Annotated in this window: 16 protein-coding genes; 9 read left to right on the plus strand and 7 right to left on the minus strand. The window is 69.1% G+C overall.

Features of this window, described 5'->3' with window-relative positions:
• Positions 1-26: 26 nt before the first annotated feature.
• The gene (locus ACFC1J_RS05905; protein WP_375903391.1) at positions 27-1346 is read right to left on the minus strand and encodes an isochorismate synthase MenF; all 1320 of its coding nucleotides are present in this window, start codon (positions 1344-1346) and stop codon (positions 27-29) included.
• 74 nt (positions 1347-1420) lie between these two features.
• Here ACFC1J_RS05905 and ACFC1J_RS05910 point away from each other — a divergent pair, with 74 nt between their 5' ends.
• The 4 genes from ACFC1J_RS05910 (at position 1421) to ACFC1J_RS05925 (ending at position 5358) form a co-directional block, all read left to right on the plus strand.
• On the plus strand, positions 1421-2062 hold the full coding sequence (locus tag ACFC1J_RS05910; RefSeq protein WP_375903393.1) for a hypothetical protein: 642 nt from the start codon (positions 1421-1423) through the stop codon (positions 2060-2062).
• Positions 2063-2127: 65 nt separating this feature from the next.
• The gene (locus tag ACFC1J_RS05915) at positions 2128-2853 is read left to right on the plus strand and encodes a class I SAM-dependent methyltransferase (protein WP_375903395.1); all 726 of its coding nucleotides are present in this window, start codon (positions 2128-2130) and stop codon (positions 2851-2853) included.
• A 44-nt stretch (positions 2854-2897) separates the two neighbouring features.
• A complete protein-coding gene (locus ACFC1J_RS05920; protein ID WP_375903397.1) occupies positions 2898-3959 on the plus strand; it encodes a polyprenyl synthetase family protein in 1062 nt (353 codons plus the stop codon).
• A 25-nt stretch (positions 3960-3984) separates the two neighbouring features.
• Positions 3985-5358: an FAD-dependent oxidoreductase gene (locus ACFC1J_RS05925; RefSeq protein ID WP_375903399.1), complete on the plus strand. Its 1374-nt coding sequence runs from the start codon at positions 3985-3987 to the stop codon at positions 5356-5358.
• A 58-nt stretch (positions 5359-5416) separates the two neighbouring features.
• Here the strand turns inward: ACFC1J_RS05925 and ACFC1J_RS05930 are convergent, their stop codons facing one another.
• A complete protein-coding gene (locus tag ACFC1J_RS05930; protein WP_375903401.1) occupies positions 5417-5851 on the minus strand; it encodes a hypothetical protein in 435 nt (144 codons plus the stop codon).
• 89 nt (positions 5852-5940) lie between these two features.
• Between ACFC1J_RS05930 and ACFC1J_RS05935 the strand changes: the two genes are divergently transcribed.
• A complete protein-coding gene (locus ACFC1J_RS05935) occupies positions 5941-6984 on the plus strand; it encodes an alpha/beta hydrolase (RefSeq protein WP_375903403.1) in 1044 nt (347 codons plus the stop codon).
• A gap of 43 nt (positions 6985-7027) precedes the next feature.
• On the opposite strand, the gene ACFC1J_RS05940 is transcribed toward ACFC1J_RS05935, so the two are convergent.
• The 3 genes from ACFC1J_RS05940 to ACFC1J_RS05950 form a co-directional block, all read right to left on the minus strand.
• Entirely contained in the window at positions 7028-7663 is a 636-nt protein-coding gene (locus ACFC1J_RS05940) for a GntR family transcriptional regulator (protein WP_375903405.1), read from the minus strand.
• A 184-nt stretch (positions 7664-7847) separates the two neighbouring features.
• Positions 7848-8132 carry a DUF1905 domain-containing protein gene (locus ACFC1J_RS05945; RefSeq protein ID WP_375903406.1) on the minus strand — a complete coding sequence of 95 codons (285 nt, stop codon included), beginning with the start codon at positions 8130-8132 and terminating at the stop codon, positions 7848-7850.
• Positions 8129-8536 carry a VOC family protein gene (locus ACFC1J_RS05950; protein WP_375903408.1) on the minus strand — a complete coding sequence of 136 codons (408 nt, stop codon included), beginning with the start codon at positions 8534-8536 and terminating at the stop codon, positions 8129-8131. The genes ACFC1J_RS05945 and ACFC1J_RS05950 overlap by 4 nt, the downstream gene beginning before the upstream one ends.
• 341 nt (positions 8537-8877) lie before the next feature.
• On the opposite strand from ACFC1J_RS05950, the gene ACFC1J_RS05955 reads away from it, so the two are divergent.
• Complete coding sequence (locus tag ACFC1J_RS05955; protein ID WP_375903410.1) at positions 8878-9558, plus strand: M23 family metallopeptidase; 681 nt, start codon at positions 8878-8880, stop codon at positions 9556-9558.
• Between the two features lie 441 nt (positions 9559-9999).
• Here ACFC1J_RS05955 and ACFC1J_RS05960 read toward each other — a convergent pair whose 3' ends face one another.
• Both ACFC1J_RS05960 and ACFC1J_RS05965 read right to left on the minus strand, forming a co-directional pair.
• On the minus strand, positions 10000-10488 hold the full coding sequence (locus ACFC1J_RS05960) for a YajQ family cyclic di-GMP-binding protein (protein ID WP_375903412.1): 489 nt from the start codon (positions 10486-10488) through the stop codon (positions 10000-10002).
• Between the two features lie 25 nt (positions 10489-10513).
• Positions 10514-11533 carry a LacI family DNA-binding transcriptional regulator gene (locus ACFC1J_RS05965; RefSeq protein WP_375903414.1) on the minus strand — a complete coding sequence of 340 codons (1020 nt, stop codon included), beginning with the start codon at positions 11531-11533 and terminating at the stop codon, positions 10514-10516.
• A 325-nt stretch (positions 11534-11858) separates the two neighbouring features.
• On the opposite strand from ACFC1J_RS05965, the gene ACFC1J_RS05970 reads away from it, so the two are divergent.
• The 3 genes from ACFC1J_RS05970 (at position 11859) to ACFC1J_RS05980 (ending at position 15734) form a co-directional block, all read left to right on the plus strand.
• Entirely contained in the window at positions 11859-13097 is a 1239-nt protein-coding gene (locus tag ACFC1J_RS05970) for an extracellular solute-binding protein (protein ID WP_375903416.1), read from the plus strand.
• 86 nt (positions 13098-13183) lie between these two features.
• A complete protein-coding gene (locus tag ACFC1J_RS05975; protein WP_375903418.1) occupies positions 13184-14800 on the plus strand; it encodes an ABC transporter permease subunit in 1617 nt (538 codons plus the stop codon).
• A 1-nt stretch (position 14801) separates the two neighbouring features.
• A complete protein-coding gene (locus tag ACFC1J_RS05980; protein WP_375903420.1) occupies positions 14802-15734 on the plus strand; it encodes a sugar ABC transporter permease in 933 nt (310 codons plus the stop codon).
• The last annotated feature ends 35 nt before the right edge of the window (positions 15735-15769 follow it).

The following is a 15769-nucleotide window of genomic DNA, read 5'->3' on the forward strand; positions in this document are numbered from 1 at the left end:
GTCGGTTGCCGGCGGCGGAGACGAGGTCAGGCGAGGGCGTCGACGATCGGGCGGAACTTCACCCGGGTCTCGAGCAGCTCCGTCTCCGGGTCGCTGCCGGCGACGATCCCCGCACCCGCGTAGGCGGTGAGCGGGATCGGCTGGCCGGACCCGGATCCGGTCACGTCGAACTGCGCGCACCGCAGCGCGATCGCCCATTCGCCGTTGCCGTGCCCGTCGATCCAGCCCACGGGGCCGGCATAGCGCCCCCGGTCGAAGGGCTCGAGCTCGCGGATCGCCGCGATCGCGGCATCGGTCGGGGTGCCGGCGACCGCGGCCGTCGGATGCAGCGCGGCGGCGAGGTCGAGCGCGGAGGCGCCGTCGCTGAGGCGCGCCCGCACATCGGTCGCCAGATGGAACAGGTTCGGCAGCTCGAGGATGAAGGGGCCGCCCTCCGCGTCGAGCGCGGTCGTGTGCGGGGCGAGCGAGGCCACCACGCTGCGCACCGCGAACGCGTGCTCGTCGTTGTCCTTGGGGCTGTCGGCGAGCGACGCCGCGGCGCGGGCATCGGTCACGGCATCCGCACCGCGCGCGGCCGTACCGGCCAGCACGCGGGCGGTCACCACGCCGTCCTGCGCGGTGACGAGTGTCTCCGGGCTTGCGCCGATGAGGCCGTCCACCGCGAACGCCCAGGTGTCGCGGTATTCGGTGCTGAGGGCGCGCACCAGGCGGCGGAGGTCGGATCCGGCCGGCACCGTGCCGACGAGATCGCGCGCCAGCACGACCTTGCCGTACCGCGCGTCGGCGATCGCGGCGAGCGCCCGGCGCACCGAGGCCTGGTAGCCCTGCGCCGTCTGCGCGCCGGGGCCGAGCGTGCCCGCCCAGTGCGGGCCGAGGGCGGTGGGCGCCGGGACGTCGTCCGCGAAACCGTGGTCTGCCGGCGCGCCATCCGCATCGCCGGCGGAGGTGTCGACCGAGACGTCCGCATCACCGGCGTCGACGATGCGCGTGATCCAGGTGCGTCCGCCGTGCCGGCCGATCACGGTGCGCGGAACGATGAGCACGCTGTCCGCGGCGGAGGCGTCGTCGAAGACCAGCGCGGCGAACGCGACGAGGCCCGTGCCGGGCAGCCGCACGGCGTCGTCGATGCGCGCGGAGGCGCGGATCCCGTCCCAGGCGCGGCTGAGCGCGGTGGTGCGGGGCTCTGCGCCGGACGCGATCCGGACCACGGTCGCGGTCTCGGATCCGACCGCGACGATCCCGTCGCCGCGGCGCAGCCACGCCCGCGGATCCACCGGATCCGCGTAGGCGAGCAGGTCGTCGGCGAGGTCGAACTCTCGCGTCTGAACGACCAGGCCGGCACTCACGGATCCAGCCTATTGCGTGCCGGAAGCGCCACTGTGCCCCGGGGAGCGTCAGGGTCGCGCCATAGAGTGGCACGGTGACCTCAGAGCGCCCCGCATTCGGAACCGAGATCGTCTTCCAGTGGCGCAAATGGGATGGATCCCCGCACTGGCGTCACGAGTGCGTCTACCTCGGCGCGGACGAGTGGGGCGACTGGGTGGGCCAGCCCGCCGGCTGGGGGAGCGCACGCCCCGGCCGCACCTTCACGGCGCACGGCCCCAATGTCACGCTCGTGCCGCCGAGCGGCGACTACGCCCTCACCGTCAACCGCGACCACCCCCACGGCATGCGGATCTACATCGACCTCGCCTGGGATCTGCGCCCCTCGAACTCTGCGGAAGGCCCTTCGGAGGACCTCGGGCACCGGATCCCCGGAGCCGTCGAGGATGACGGGTCCCTCGCTCAGGGCGAAGGCGCGCCGGTGCTCTTCACGGGCATCGACATGGACCTCGACGTCGTGCGCGTCGAGGGCGAGCGCGGCACCTGGATCGACGACGAGGACGAGTGGGACGAGCATCGCGTGCAGTACGGCTACCCCCTCGAGGTGCAGCGGCACCTCGAGGCCCTCGCCGCCGACCTCGCCCAGCGCGTGCGCGCGCAGCTGCCGCCGTTCGACGACGCCACGGCCGACGTCTGGCTGGACCGGCTCGAGACTCTCGCCCTGTCGGTGCGCCGGTAGTCGCCGGTGACGCACGACGCACGGCGTCCGGCGTGCGCACGGCTCCGCCCGCGTAGGCTGGACCCGTGAGTGCGAACGAGCAGCCGAACCGCGCAGACCTCGGCAAGGATCCGTCCCGTGTCAGCGGCATGTTCGACCAGGTCGCGGCCGGCTACGATCGCACCAACACCGTGATGACGGTCGGCAACGACGCGCTCTGGCGCGCGGCGACGACCCGCGCGGTCGCGCCGAAGAAGGGCGAGCGGATCCTCGATCTCGGCGCCGGAACCGCCTCCTCCTCGGCCGCGCTCGCCCGCAGCGGCGCCGACGTGGTCGCGGCCGACTTCTCGCCGGGCATGCTCGCCGAGGGGAAGCGCCGGCACGGAGACCTGTCGAACCTCAGCTTCGTGGAGGCGGACGCGACCGACCTCCCGTTCGACGACGACTCCTTCGATGCGGTCACGATGTCGTACAGCCTCCGCAACGTGCAGGACCCGAAGAAGGCCATCGCCGAGCTGTTCCGCGTCACCAAGCCCGGCGGCCGCGTCGTGATCAACGAGTTCTCCACGCCGCCGGCCAAGCTGCTGCGCGGCTTCTACAGGTTCTACAACGCGCAGGTGCTGCCGCGCGTCGCCCGTCTGGCCGGCACGAACGGCGAGGCCTACGACTACCTCAACGAGTCCATCAGCGCCTGGCCCGACCAGCGCACTCTCGCGAGCTGGCTGCGCGAGGCCGGCTGGATCGACGTCGCCTGGCGCAACCTGTCCTTCGGCATCGTCGCGCTGCATCGCGCCCGCAAGCCGCGGGCGTGACCCCGGGAACCGGGGACGGTTCGCGCCCGGGTAGGCTGGACGACGTGACTTCGAGCCCCGCCGCCACGGGTTCGCGCCTCGCGAGCCGTCTCGGTTTCAGCGACCGCGTGTTCGTCGGCCCCGCCGCGCGCAAGCTGGCCCGTGAGGTCGAGGCGGGCCTCGACCTGGTCGAAGAGGGCCTCGCCGTCGACCTGCGCGTCGCCGACTCGATCGCCGACGCCCCCAGCCGCTACCTCTACGAGGCGGGCGGCAAGCGCGTGCGCCCCGTGCTGTCCCTGCTCACCGCGCAGCTCGGCGCCGGAAACGTGCCCGCGGTCATCGACATCGCGAAAGCGCTGGAGATGACGCACCTCGGCTCGCTGTACCACGACGACGTCATGGACGGCGCGGATCGTCGCCGCGGCGTTCCGGCCGCCCAGACCGTGTGGGGCAACAACATCGCGATCCTCACCGGCGACATCCTGTTCTCCCGGGCGAGCCAGCTCATGTCGCGCCACGGCGACCGCGCGATCCGGCTGCAGGCGGACACCTTCGAGCGTCTCGTGCTCGGGCAGATGCACGAGACCGTCGGCCCTCAGGAGGGCGACGACCCGGTCGAGTTCTACATCCAGGTGCTCGCCGACAAGACCGGATCCCTCATCGCCGCGTCCACGCAGGCCGGCGCGATCTTCTCCGGCGCACCCGCCGAGTACGAGGAACCGTTGCGCGACTACGGCGAGAAGGTCGGCGTGGCCTTCCAGCTGCTCGACGACGTGATCGACCTCTCCGCGAAGCCCGAGGACACCGGCAAGGTGCCGGGCACGGATCTGCGTGCGGGCGTTCCGACCATGCCCTCGCTGCTGCTCAGCGTCGAGACGGATCCGGAGTCTGTCGCCCTCGCCGCGGAGATCGACGCCGGCGTGCAGCGGATCGCCGAGGGCGAGGATCCGGCGATCCTCGACGACGCCCTCGCCCGCCTCCGCGACCACGCCGTCACCCGGAAGACCCTCGACCTCGCCCGCAGCTGGACCCAGGGCGCGATCGACGAGCTCGCCGTACTGCCCAAGGGGCCCGTGCGCGATGCCCTGACCCGGTTCGCGGAGTCGCTCGCGGACCGCAGCAGCTGACGTCCTGCTGCCGAAAGGAACCACCATGACCAAGCTCAGGCTTGCCATCGTCGGAGCCGGCCCCGCCGGCATCTACGCTGCCGACCTCCTGCTCAAAGCCGAACGGCGCTTTGACGTGTCGATCGACCTCTTCGAACAGCTGCCCGCGCCCTACGGCCTGGTCCGCTACGGCGTCGCCCCCGACCACCCGCGCATCAAGGGCATCATCACGGCCCTGCGCGACGTGCTGGACCGCGGCGACATCCGCCTGTTCGGCAACGTGAACTTCGGCACCGACATCACGCTCGAAGACCTGAAGCAGCACTACAACGCGGTGATCTTCGCGACCGGCGCCCGGCGCGACACCGGCATGGACATCCCGGGGATCGACGCCGTCGGATCCTACGGCGCCGCCGACTACGTGAGCTGGTTCGACGGGCACCCCGACGTTCCGCGCGAGTGGCCGCTCGATGCGGCGTCCGTGGCCGTCATCGGCAACGGCAACGTGGCGCTCGACGTGTCGCGCATGCTTGCGAAGCACGCCGATGACCTGCTGGTCACGGAGGTGCCGGCGAACGTCTACGAGGGCATGAAGGCCAGCGCCGTCACCGACGTGCACGTGTTCGGCCGCCGCGGGCCGGCGCAGGTGAAGTTCACCCCTCTCGAGCTGCGCGAGCTCGGCGAGCTGCGCGACGTCGACATGGTCGTCTACGACGAGGACTTCGACTACGACGAAGCGTCCCGCGACGCGATCGCCAGCAACAAGCAGGTCATGGTCATCGACCGGGTGCTGCAGGCCTGGCGCAAGCGCGACTCGGTGAACAACGCCGGCGGATCCGCGTCGCGCCGTCTGCACCTGCACTTCTGGGCGCGTCCCGTCGAGGTCCGTTCCGACGAGAACGGCCGCGTCGCCGCGCTCGTCTACGAGCGCACGAAGCCCGACGGCACGGGCGGCGCGGTCGGCACCGGGGAGATGCGCGAAGTGCCGATCCAGGCGCTCTACCGCGCGGTCGGATACTTCGGTTCGCCGCTGGACGGGGTGCCGTTCGACAAGAAGCACGGCGTGATCCCGAACCGCGAGGGCCAGGTGCTCGCGAAGGACTCCAACCAGCGGGTGCCGGGCATCTACGCCACCGGCTGGATCAAGCGGGGACCGGTGGGCCTCATCGGCCACACCAAGTCCGACGCGATGGAGACCGTGCGCCACCTCATCAACGATCAGGGCTCCTGGTGGCAGCCGGAGGATCCGTCCGAAGAGGCGATCCCCGCGCTGCTCGCCGAGCGCGGCGTGCGCTGGACCGACCTCGACGGCTGGCACCGGCTGGACGAGCACGAGATCGCGCTCGGCGCCCCCGAGGAGCGCGCCCGCGTCAAGCTCGTGCCGCGAGAGGACATGGTCCGCGTCTCCCGCGGGGAGTGACCTCCCCGGTCGAGCCCGGTCCCTGAGCGAGCCGTAGGCGAGACGAAGGGCGGATCCGTCACTTCTCGGCGGTCACCTCGACCGTGAAGTCCACGTGCGCGCCCGAGGCGCTGTTGTCCATCGTGACCTTCGTCGTGCCCTCGGCGAGGGGGTCGAGGCCCGGGTTGAACTGGGCGGATCCGTCGTCCTTTCCCGGCACGAAGGAGAGGATCTTCGGGTCGGTGATGTCGGCCGTCCAGTGCGTGAAGTCCTTGTCGTCGCCGGTGAGGTCGATCGTGTTGCCGAGGGGCACCTGGACCGTGGTCCCATCGATCGAGCCGAGGTCCGCGATGACCGGGGGCAGCACGCCGGCCCCCGTGGTCCCGGTGGCGCTGCTCGTGCTCTCGGCGGGTGTCGCGCCGCCGGAGCAGCCGGCGAGCCCGAGGGCTGCGGTCGCGAGTGCGGCGCCCGCGACGAGGCCGGCGATCGAACGATGCAGTCGAGTGCGGATCATGGTTCCTCCTGTGCGGCGTGCGTCGGTGTGCCCAGCGTAGGGGAGGAGGAACCGCGAGCGACCCCGGGCGGCGCGGATACTCTGGGTCCATGAGTCGCTCCGACCCCGCCGTGTGGACGGCCGACGTACTCGGCGACGAGTTCGAGCAGCTCACGCTGCCGCTCGGATCGGACGACGAGGGTGAGGTCGTCGCGACCCTGGTGAGAGCCCTGCCGCAGCGTACCGCGTGGCAGCAGCTGTTCGGAGACGGCCGCCAGCTCGCCGACACCGACGTGCTGTACGTGCACGGCTGGTCGGACTACTTCTTCCAGAAGCGGCTGGCGCGGTTCTGGACCGGCCGCGGCGCCCGGTTCTTCGCGCTGGACCTGCGCAAGTACGGCCGGAGCCTGCGCGAGCACCAGACCCCGGGCTACATCGGGAACCTCGCCGACTACGACCAGGACATCGCGGCCGCCCTCGCGGCGATGCAGACCGGATCCGAGGCGGTCGGCCGCCGGCTGGTGCTGCTCGGCCACTCCACGGGAGGGCTGATCCTCAGCCTGTGGGCGGCCCGCAACCCCGGGATCGCCTCCGCGGTGATCCTGAACAGCCCGTGGCTGGAGTTCCAGCTGCCGCGCTTCACGCGCGAGACGATCACGCCGCTCGTGGAGCTGCGTGCCAAGTACCGCCCGCTCGACCGGGCGCCGCAGGTCGATCTCGGCTACTACACCCGTGCGCAGCAGGAGGCCGCTGACCCGGCGGATCCCGTGGACGTGAACCTCGCCTGGAGACCAGCGCAGACGATGGCCGTGCACGCCGGGTGGCTGCACGCGATCCTGGCAGGTCACGCGACCATCGCGGCGGGGATCGCGATCGGCGTTCCGGTGTGCGTGCTGCTGTCGGCGCGCAGCGCCGTGCCGACCGCCTGGTCGGACGATCTCACCCGCGCGGACAGCGTGCTGGTCGTCGACGACATCGCCCGTGCCGCGCTGAAGATCGGCCCCTCGGTCACGATCGAGCGGATCGACGGCGCGCTGCATGACGTGTTCCTGTCCCGGCACGATGCGCGTGAGCAGGCCTACGACCGGCTCGGGTACTGGGTCGACGGATGGGCGGCCGCGGACCGAGCGGCCCGGCGCACGTCGCAGGCCTGATCGCCCTCGCGGACGCGGATCGGGGACGGATCCCGATCCGGACTCAGTCCACGAGATGGATGGCGCGCATGAGGTGCTCCGCGGAGCGGCCGTCGCCGGCGAGGATCGCCTCGGCCAGGGCGGCATGCCGCCCGCGCATGGCCTCGCGCTGCGACGCGTCGACGGACCACGGTCGCAGGTTGCGCGTCAGCGGCATGCTGGTCTCGTCCAGGACGGAGCTGAGGATCGCGTTGTCGCACCGTTCGGCCAGATAGTGCAGGAGGGCCCAGCGCTCCGTCGAGAGTGCGGCCGGATCGTCGAGGCCGTCGTCCAGGGCGCGGGCCAGGGCGGCGGCCTCCTTGCACTCTGCGGCGCTCAGCCGTGGCACGGCGATCGCCGCGACCGCCCCGCCGAGATAGCCCGCGTACTCCAGGGTCTTCGCCGTGAGCTCGGGCGGGACCTCGGTGACCTGCGTGTACCGGCTCGGATACATCTCGACCAGGCCGACCCGCTCGAGCCGCTGCAGCGCCTCGCGGATCGGCATCCGTGAGACGCCGAACTTCTCGGCCAGATCCGCATCCCTGATGCGCGATCCCGCCGGCAGCGTGCCGTCGATGATCGACGCACCGACCTGCTGATACACCTCCTCCGCGAGGAGTTGTTTCGTCGCCCCCAGCGGCGACCGTACTACGCCAGTCAACGGACCGCGTTCGCCCATCACTACCCCCAAGTAGTTACCCCAGAACAGCACTATCTCACCGGGAGCGGGCAAACCCAAATACCGGTATCGAAGCGAGGGGGAGCCGTGCATTCGGCGACATCGAGCGGCGATTCCGCGACGTTCCGGGCTTCCTCGGGGTCGGAGCGAGAGTCGAGGGCGGGGCTCAGCTGCGCCGGCGGGTGAGATGCACCGCGACGTCATCGCCCTCCGCCTTGCCGATCGCCCGTCGGATCGAGCTCGAGACCGGAAGCTTGTGGGTGCCGTCGCCCAAGGCCATGAAGGCGCCGTCGAACGGGTGCCTGTCGACGGTTCCGGAGACCTTGACGAGCCCCCGCGTGCCGAAGATCGTCGCGGAGTCCGGCAGCTGCACGCAGATCCAGGTGTCGCCCTCGCGGACGCGCCCGAGCGTGGCGGTGAAGGCGATGTCCAGCGGTCCGACCGTGCTCATGATGCGATCCTCCCACCGGCACCGTGATCCGTCGAAGGATCCGCACCCGTGATCGAGAACGCGTTGCCGTCGGGGTCGCGGAACGCGAACATCGCCGGCACGCCGGGCCACCGCAGGATCTCGTCGACGTCGATGCCCTCGGCGAGCATCGCGGCGTGGGCGGCGTCGACGTCGTCGGACGTGAACCGGATCCCGATCGATCCGCGATGGACCGCGGCATCGGCCGGCTCCAGGGTGAGGATCACGTTCCCGCGTCCGGGAGTCAGCTCGATCCAGCGGCCGCTCGGCGTCGGTGCGTCGCGCAGGACCGCGAACCCGAGCCGACGGTAGAAGCGCAGCGCCTCGTCCTGGTCGTTCACCGGGATGCTGACCGTGCGGACTCCGGTGATATGCATGCTGTCCATGACGTTTCCTTTCCGGAACGGAGGTTCCGTTCGGAAAGGTGACGATCGAGGAGGCGCGCGATCGACAGGCCGCCCCGGCTTCGAGGCAGCGCGCCGGATCAGCGGAAGTTGCATGAGTCGCGGAGTTCACCGACAAACCCAGTGGTGTTCCCACGGTTCCGCCAGAATCGATCGCCTGAATATAGACGCACGCCGCCCAAATCTAGGGGTACGACGTGGCGCTGTCTGTAGGCAAAAGAGAGGACAGCGGAAAGCGCTTGACGCGCCCTAGATTGTGACGCATGAGCCCTCCACAGAGACCCTTAACCACTCCAGCGGGACCGAAGATGACGCGTCGATCGATGCTCATCGGAGGCGGAGTTGCCGCCACTGCGGCAGCTCTCGGTGTCGATCTCGCCATCAATCCAACCCTCGCGATGGGCGCCGGCCCCGTGGTCTGGCCCAACGGATCGGCGACTCAACCGACAGTCACCAGCCCCTTCGGTCCCCGTGACGGTGGTTGGCACTACGGCACCGACTTCATCGGATTCTCGGCGATCCGCGCGGTCGAAGGCGGAACAGTCACCGACGTCGGCAAATGGGGCAACGGCGGCAATCAGGTCTGGATCAACCATGGCGGGTATGTCTCCCGGTATCTCCACATGGTCGACGGCAGCATGCCTGTATCGGTCGGACAGACCGTCTACGCGGGAACGATTCTCGGCACAATGGGCGCGACTGGCAACGCAGAAGGCGTCCACCTTCACTTCGAGGTCGATCCCGGCAACGGGCAGATCGACCCCGTTCCTTTCCTCACCGCACGCGTCACCGGACTTCAGCCCACACTTCCCTTGGAGGACAACATGATCAAGATCTCTTCACCCAACCGCGGCACCGCCCTCGTCGGCCCCGGATACGTTCGCCAGCTCACCACCCAGGAGGAGATCGACAACTCCGGCCCGATGGTGTCCGCGTCGTACAACGGCAACGACCGCCAGTTCGACCTGTGGCGGTCGATGGCTGTCGGCGGCACCCGCACCTGACCAAGCCTCCCAGAGTGGCCCTCGCCTGCGCCCTGGGTGAGGGCCACTCCTCTGCGCGGGCGTGCGCGGGAGGACGCGCATGCCCGCGCTCGACTGGTGTCCGGCCCTGGCTACGCCACCCGCGCGGGGGCACAGTCGATCGGCGCTACACCCACCAGGATGCGGACTTCGATCGGCTCCGACGCCGCACCTACATCAACGAGGAGCGACTACAGGAAATCATGCCCGACGCGCCACTGTGGCGAATCCGGGACGGTTCCTGAAGTCCACGCTGAAGCTCGTGGTCTGCATCGAGGAGGAGGCGCGCGATTGGGCTGCGAATGCCGCCGATCTCCGCGATCGTGACTCCTTGACGCAAAGAGTCCGCAGCGTGCGATCTCTCGTTGATCTCGCACACTCCTCGCGAGCCGTGGGTAAGAAATCCCAGGTCAGATTCCTGCTTCAGCGGAAGTTGATGAACTGCAGATCGAGATCCAGGTCGGATCCCTTGAGCAGCGCGATCACGGCCTGCAGGTCGTCCCGGCTCTTGGACTGCACGCGCAGCTCGTCGCCCTGGATCTGCGACTTCACCGACTTCGGGCCCTCGTCGCGGATGATCTTGCCGATCGTCTTCGCGTTCTCGGAGCTGATGCCCTCCTTGAGGGTCGACTCCAGACGGAACTCCTTGCCGCTCGCGGTGGGCTCGCCGGACTCCAGGCTCTTCAGCGAGATGCCGCGCTTGATGAGCTTGGTCTGGAACACGTCCAGCACGGCTCGCGCGCGCTCGTCCGAGTTCGCCAGGATCACGATCTTCTCGCCGCTCCACGCGATCGAGGCGCCGACTCCCTTGAAGTCGTAGCGCTGCTCGATCTCCTTGCGGGCCTGGTTGAGGGCGTTGTCGGCCTCCTGGCGATCCACCTTGGACACGATGTCGAATGAGCTGTCAGCCATACAGGCAGTGTAACGAGCGTCGGCGTCAGGCGGTTTCGTGCACGGCGCCGCCCGGGCGCGCCGTCGAGGAGCGCACCATGAACCGCGGAGTGAGCGTGCGGTGCTCGGGGGCGGCCCCCGGATTGTCCAGCTGCGCCAGCAGCAGATGCGCAGCGAGACGACCCTGACCGGCGGGATCCTGCGCGAGCGTGGTCAGCCCGAAGAACGCCGACAGCTTGTGATCGTCGATGCCGACGACGGACAGGTCGTCCGGGACGCGCAGACCCAGGTCGCGCGCGGCGAGCATGCAGCCGATCCCGATCTCGTCGCTCGCGGCGAAGATCGCGGTCGGCCGGTCATGCGCGAGCAGCGCCTTCGCCGCCGCATATCCGGAGGGGATGTCGAAGTCCGCCTCCCAGAACCCGGTCTCCTCGACCTCGAGCCCCGCGGCGCGCATGGCCGACAGCCAGCCGTCGTACCGCGCGTCGCCGAGCTGGAACGCGCTCGCGATCGTCCGCCCGGCCCCGACGTAGGCGATCCTGGTGTGCCCGAGGGAGAGCAGGTGCTCGGTGGCGAGGGTCGCCATCCGCGCGTTGTCGACGTCGACCGCGGTTGCGCCCTCGATGTATCCGCCGATGCTGACCACGGGCTTGCCGAGCGCCCGCAGCGCGCGGACCTCGTCGGGCGTCAGTTCGATGCTCGCGGCGATCAGGCCGTCGATGCTCGCGCGGCGCAGCGAGCTGCCGAACACCTGGTCGCGCTGGGACTCGTTGCCCTGCAGGTCGTACAGGGTCACGTCGTACCCCTGGCTGAGCAGCACGGACTCGATGCCCGTGAGCAGGTCCGTGAAGAACCAGCGGTCGATGAACGGCACCATGAAGCCGATGTGCCTGGTGCGTCCCGAGGCGAGCCCGGAGGCGTTCGACGAGACCACGTAGCCGAGCTCCGCCGCTGCGGCGAGGACCTTCTCCCGCGTCGCGGCCGAGGCGGTCTTCCCGTTCAGGGCGCGCGAGACCGTGGCGGTGGACACACCGGCGAGACGCGCCACATCGGCGATGTCAGCCACGGGGCCTCCTGGGAAGTCGGGTCAAGGAAGGGTACCGGTCCCGCCCGGCGGGCGTGGTTCGCAGGAGAGACCGGCGAGGCCCGTTCGGATCATTGTTGTAAACGCTTCCGTGCAATGCAAGCCTGTGTCGTGTCTGCCCCGATGCCAATACTGATGCGGATCTAGCGGAGTTGTCGCGATGGGGAATGCCGCAAGCGAGGGTTGCGCGATCCGATCCAGATCCGCATACTGTAAACGCTTGCGTTCTGGCAGGCGGGGCGCGCGCCGATCCGGCGCATGATCGGAGCCGATCACGCCCCCACGAAGCACCGAGAGAGGTACACCGATGAAGGTGAACAGGAAGAGCGTCGTCGCGTTCGGCGCACTCCTCGTGGCCGGCGCGCTGGCGCTGACCGGCTGCGGCGGCAGCGGAAGCGGCAACGGATCGTCCGCGGGCGGCGACAAGACCGCGAGCTCGCTCACGGTCTGGGTCGACTCCAACCGAGCGGCCGCGATGAAGCAGGTCGCCGCCGACTTCAAGAAGGACAAGGGCATCACCATCAACCTGGTGGTCAAGGACTTCGGCAAGATCCGCGACGACTTCACCGCCCAGGTCCCCACCGGCAAGGGGCCCGACATCACGATCGGCGCGCACGACTGGATCGGATCCTTCGTCAAGGACGGCCTGGTCGCGCCGATCGAGCTGGGCGACTCGGCCTCCAAGTTCGAGAAGGTCGCGATGTCGGCGGTCACCTACGACAGCAAGGTCTACGGGCTGCCCTACGCGATCGAGAACATCGCGCTGCTGCGCAACACCGCCCTCGCCGACTCCACGCCGGCCACCTATGACGAGATGATCGCGAAGGGCAAGGCCGCGGGTACCAAGTACCCGTTCCTGATCGGACTCGACGCCGCCACGGGCGACGCGTACCACACCTACCCGTTCGAGACGTCGTTCGGCGGCCAGGTCTTCGCGCAGAACGCGGACGGCAGCTACGACGCCAAGAAGCTCACGATCGGCGACGAGGCAGGGCAGAAGTTCGCCGCCTGGCTGGGTGCGCAGGGCGCGGCCGGCATCTTCAACCCCGGTCTCACCGGCGACCTCGCCAAGGCCGCGTTCAACGCCGGCGAGGCCCCGTACTTCATCAGCGGCCCGTGGAACCTGCCCGACGCCGAGAAGGCGGGAATCAAGGTCTCCGTCGACCCGATCCCGAGCGCCGGCGGCCAGGAGGCCCGTCCGTTCGCCGGCGTGCAGGCGTTCTTCGTGAACGCGAAGTCGAAGAACACCCTCGCTGCGAACGAGTTCCTGGTGAACTATCTCGCCACCCCAGAGGTGCAGACCGCGCTCTACAAGGCCGGCGGACGTCCGCCGGCACTGACCGAATCGTTCCAGGCCGCTCAGTCCGACCCGGCCGTCGCCGGTTTCGCCAAGGTCGGCGCGAACGCCGTCCCGATGCCCTCGGTGCCCGAGATGGGCTCCGTGTGGGATGACTGGGGCAAGTCCGAGGTCGCGATCATCAAGGGCGCCGACCCGGCGAGCACCTGGACCAGCATGGCCCAGGCGATCCAGACGAAGATCGGCTGACCCGGTCCAGAACCCGGTGCGGGGAGGCGCGCGATCGCGCGCCTCCCCGCACCACCGCCCGCTGACGACGTTGTGAAGGGGTCGAGATGACGGGTCCTGCCGTGCAGGAGAAGACGGTCATGTCCGCCGAGGACAGGGCCAGGAGCCGCCGCCAGCGACGCGCCGCGGCCTACGCCGAGGCCGCATCGGCCGGCTGGAAGGTGTGGCTGGTCAAGATCGTCGCGCTCGCGGTGATCGACGCCCTCGCGCTGTACGCCGTGTTCGCACTCGCCGCGAGCGCGCAGTGGACCCCGGCCGTGCTGGTCGCCGTGGGCGTCCTCGCGATCAACGCGGTCTATCTCATCCCCGGGCTCCTGCCCGCGAAGTACCTCACGCCGGGCCTCGTGTTCCTGCTGATCTTCCAGATCTTCGTGGTGCTCTACTCCGGATACGTCGCCTTCACGAACTATGGATCCGGGCACAACTCCACCAAGGACGATGCGGTCCAGGCGCTGCTGCTGCAGTCGCAGACCCGCGTGGCGGACTCGCCGACGTTCTCCGTGAAGGTGCTGGAGAAGGACGGGAAGTACTTCTTCCTCACCTCGGAGCCCGGCAGCGCCGCGCCGCTCATCGGCGGCGCCGACCGCCCGCTCTCGACCGAGCCCGGCATCACCGCCGATGGAGCACCCGGCTTCACGACCCTCGACTTCCCGAGCGTGATCGCCCACCAGGACGACATCGCCGCCCTCGCCGTGCCGCTCTCGCACGATCTGAACGAGGGCTATCTCAAGACGACCGACGGATCCAAGGCGTACCTGTTCACCTCGACGCTGAAGTGGGATCCGAAGGCCGACACGATGACCGACACCAAGACCGGCGTCGTCTACAGCGACACCGGCAAAGGTGCGTTCACTGCTGAGGACGGCAAAGCTCTGCAGCCCGGCTGGCAGGTCTGGGTCGGGATGGACAACTTCGTCCGCGCGTTCTCGGACCAGTCGATCCGGGGCCCGTTCTTCGCCGTGCTGCTGTGGACGTTCGCGTTCGCGATCCTCTCGGTCGCGACGACGTTCATCCTCGGCCTCTTCCTCGCGATCGTGTTCAACGATCCGAAGATGCGCAGCCGCAAGTACTACCGGCTGATCATGATCCTGCCGTACGCGTTCCCGGCGTTCCTGTCCGCGCTGGTCTGGGCCGGCCTCTTCAACAAGGACTTCGGCTTCATCAATCAGGTGGTGCTCGGCGGCGCGTCCATCCCGTGGCTCACGGATCCCTGGCTCGCCAAGGGGGCGATCCTCATCGCGAACCTGTGGCTCGGCTTCCCGTACATGTTCCTCGTGACCACCGGTGCGCTGCAGTCGTTGCCCGACGACGTCGTCGAGGCCGCGCGGGTGGACGGGGCGAGCGTCTGGCAGACGTTCCGGCTCATCAAGTTCCCGCTGCTGCTCGTGGCGGTGGCCCCGCTGCTGATCGCGTCCTTCGCGTTCAACTTCAACAATTTCGGGCTGATCTTCCTGCTCACGAACGGCGGGCCGCAATTCACCGACGCGAGCATCAACGTGGGATCCACGGATCTGCTCATCTCGATGGTCTACAAGGTCGCCTTCGTCGGCTCCGAACGGGACTACGGTCTCGCCAGCGCCTTCTCGATCATTATCTTCGTGCTCGTTGCCGCGATCTCCCTGATCGGATTCCGGCAGACCAAGGTGCTGGAGGATCTGAACTGACATGACCGACATCGCATCGATCTCCGCCCCGACCGCGACCGCGACCGCGGCGCTGCTCGCCGCTCCGGCGCCCCGCGCCCGTCGTCCGTTCGGCCGCTGGTTCCGGGAGACCGGGTGGCGGCACCTCATAGGCATCGTCATGCTCGTGTTCGCCGGCTTCCCGCTGGTCTACGTGCTGTCCGCCTCGCTGAACCCCGGCGGCACGCTGCTCAGCACGAACGGGCTGTTCTCGAAGATCAGCCTGGACAACTACGTGCAGCTGTTCCAGGATCCGTCCCGCCCCTACGGCGCCTGGTTCCTGAACACGATCTTCATCGGCGTCCTCGCCGCGGTGTGCAGCGTGTTCCTGTGCGCGCTCGCCGCATATGCCTTCTCGCGCATGCGCTTCCGCGGACGCCGCACGGGGCTCATGACCCTGCTGCTCGTGCAGATGTTCCCGCAGCTGCTGGCGATCGTCGCGATCTTCCTGCTCATGTCCGCGATCGGCGACATCTTCCCGGCGCTCGGCCTGAACTCGCAGATCGGCCTGATCCTGGTGTACCTGGGCGGCGCTCTGGGCGCGAACACGTTCCTGATGTACGGCTTCTTCAACACGATCCCCGCGTCGATCGACGAGGCGGCGAAGATCGACGGCGCGGGCCATGCGCGGATCTTCTTCACGATCACCCTGCGCCTGGTCGCGCCCATCCTCGCGGTGGTCGGGCTGCTCGCGTTCATCGGTATCACGGGCGACTTCCTGATCGCGTCCACCGTGCTGATCTCGCCGGAGAAGCAGACGCTCGCGGTCGGCCTCTACCAGTACGTCTCGACCGACGCGAAGAACTACGCGGTGTTCGCGGCCGGGGCGGTGCTGGCGGCGATCCTGCCGATGATCCTGTTCCTCTCGCTGCAGAAGTACATCGTCGGCGGGCTCACCGCCGGTAGCGTGAAGTAACGATCCTCGAAACACAACTCAAGGGCTCTGTCACG

The sequence above is a fragment of the Microbacterium sp. NPDC056052 genome, from assembly GCF_042266785.1.
Lineage (GTDB): Bacteria > Actinomycetota > Actinomycetes > Actinomycetales > Microbacteriaceae > Microbacterium.

What these genes read in the sequence shown, in the direction of transcription:
- ACFC1J_RS05925 (WP_375903399.1), top strand. Translation starts at nt 3,985, where the DNA reads ATGACCAAGCTCAGGCTTGCCATCGTCGGAGCCGGCCCCGCCGGCATC.
- ACFC1J_RS05930 (WP_375903401.1), bottom strand. Translation starts at nt 5,851, where the DNA reads ATGATCCGCACTCGACTGCATCGTTCGATCGCCGGCCTCGTCGCGGGC.
- ACFC1J_RS05935 (WP_375903403.1), top strand. Translation starts at nt 5,941, where the DNA reads ATGAGTCGCTCCGACCCCGCCGTGTGGACGGCCGACGTACTCGGCGAC.
- ACFC1J_RS05945 (WP_375903406.1), bottom strand. Translation starts at nt 8,132, where the DNA reads ATGAGCACGGTCGGACCGCTGGACATCGCCTTCACCGCCACGCTCGGG.
- ACFC1J_RS05950 (WP_375903408.1), bottom strand. Translation starts at nt 8,536, where the DNA reads ATGGACAGCATGCATATCACCGGAGTCCGCACGGTCAGCATCCCGGTG.
- ACFC1J_RS05955 (WP_375903410.1), top strand. Translation starts at nt 8,878, where the DNA reads ATGCTCATCGGAGGCGGAGTTGCCGCCACTGCGGCAGCTCTCGGTGTC.
- ACFC1J_RS05960 (WP_375903412.1), bottom strand. Translation starts at nt 10,488, where the DNA reads ATGGCTGACAGCTCATTCGACATCGTGTCCAAGGTGGATCGCCAGGAG.
- ACFC1J_RS05970 (WP_375903416.1), top strand. Translation starts at nt 11,859, where the DNA reads ATGAAGGTGAACAGGAAGAGCGTCGTCGCGTTCGGCGCACTCCTCGTG.
- ACFC1J_RS05975 (WP_375903418.1), top strand. Translation starts at nt 13,184, where the DNA reads ATGACGGGTCCTGCCGTGCAGGAGAAGACGGTCATGTCCGCCGAGGAC.
- ACFC1J_RS05980 (WP_375903420.1), top strand. Translation starts at nt 14,802, where the DNA reads ATGACCGACATCGCATCGATCTCCGCCCCGACCGCGACCGCGACCGCG.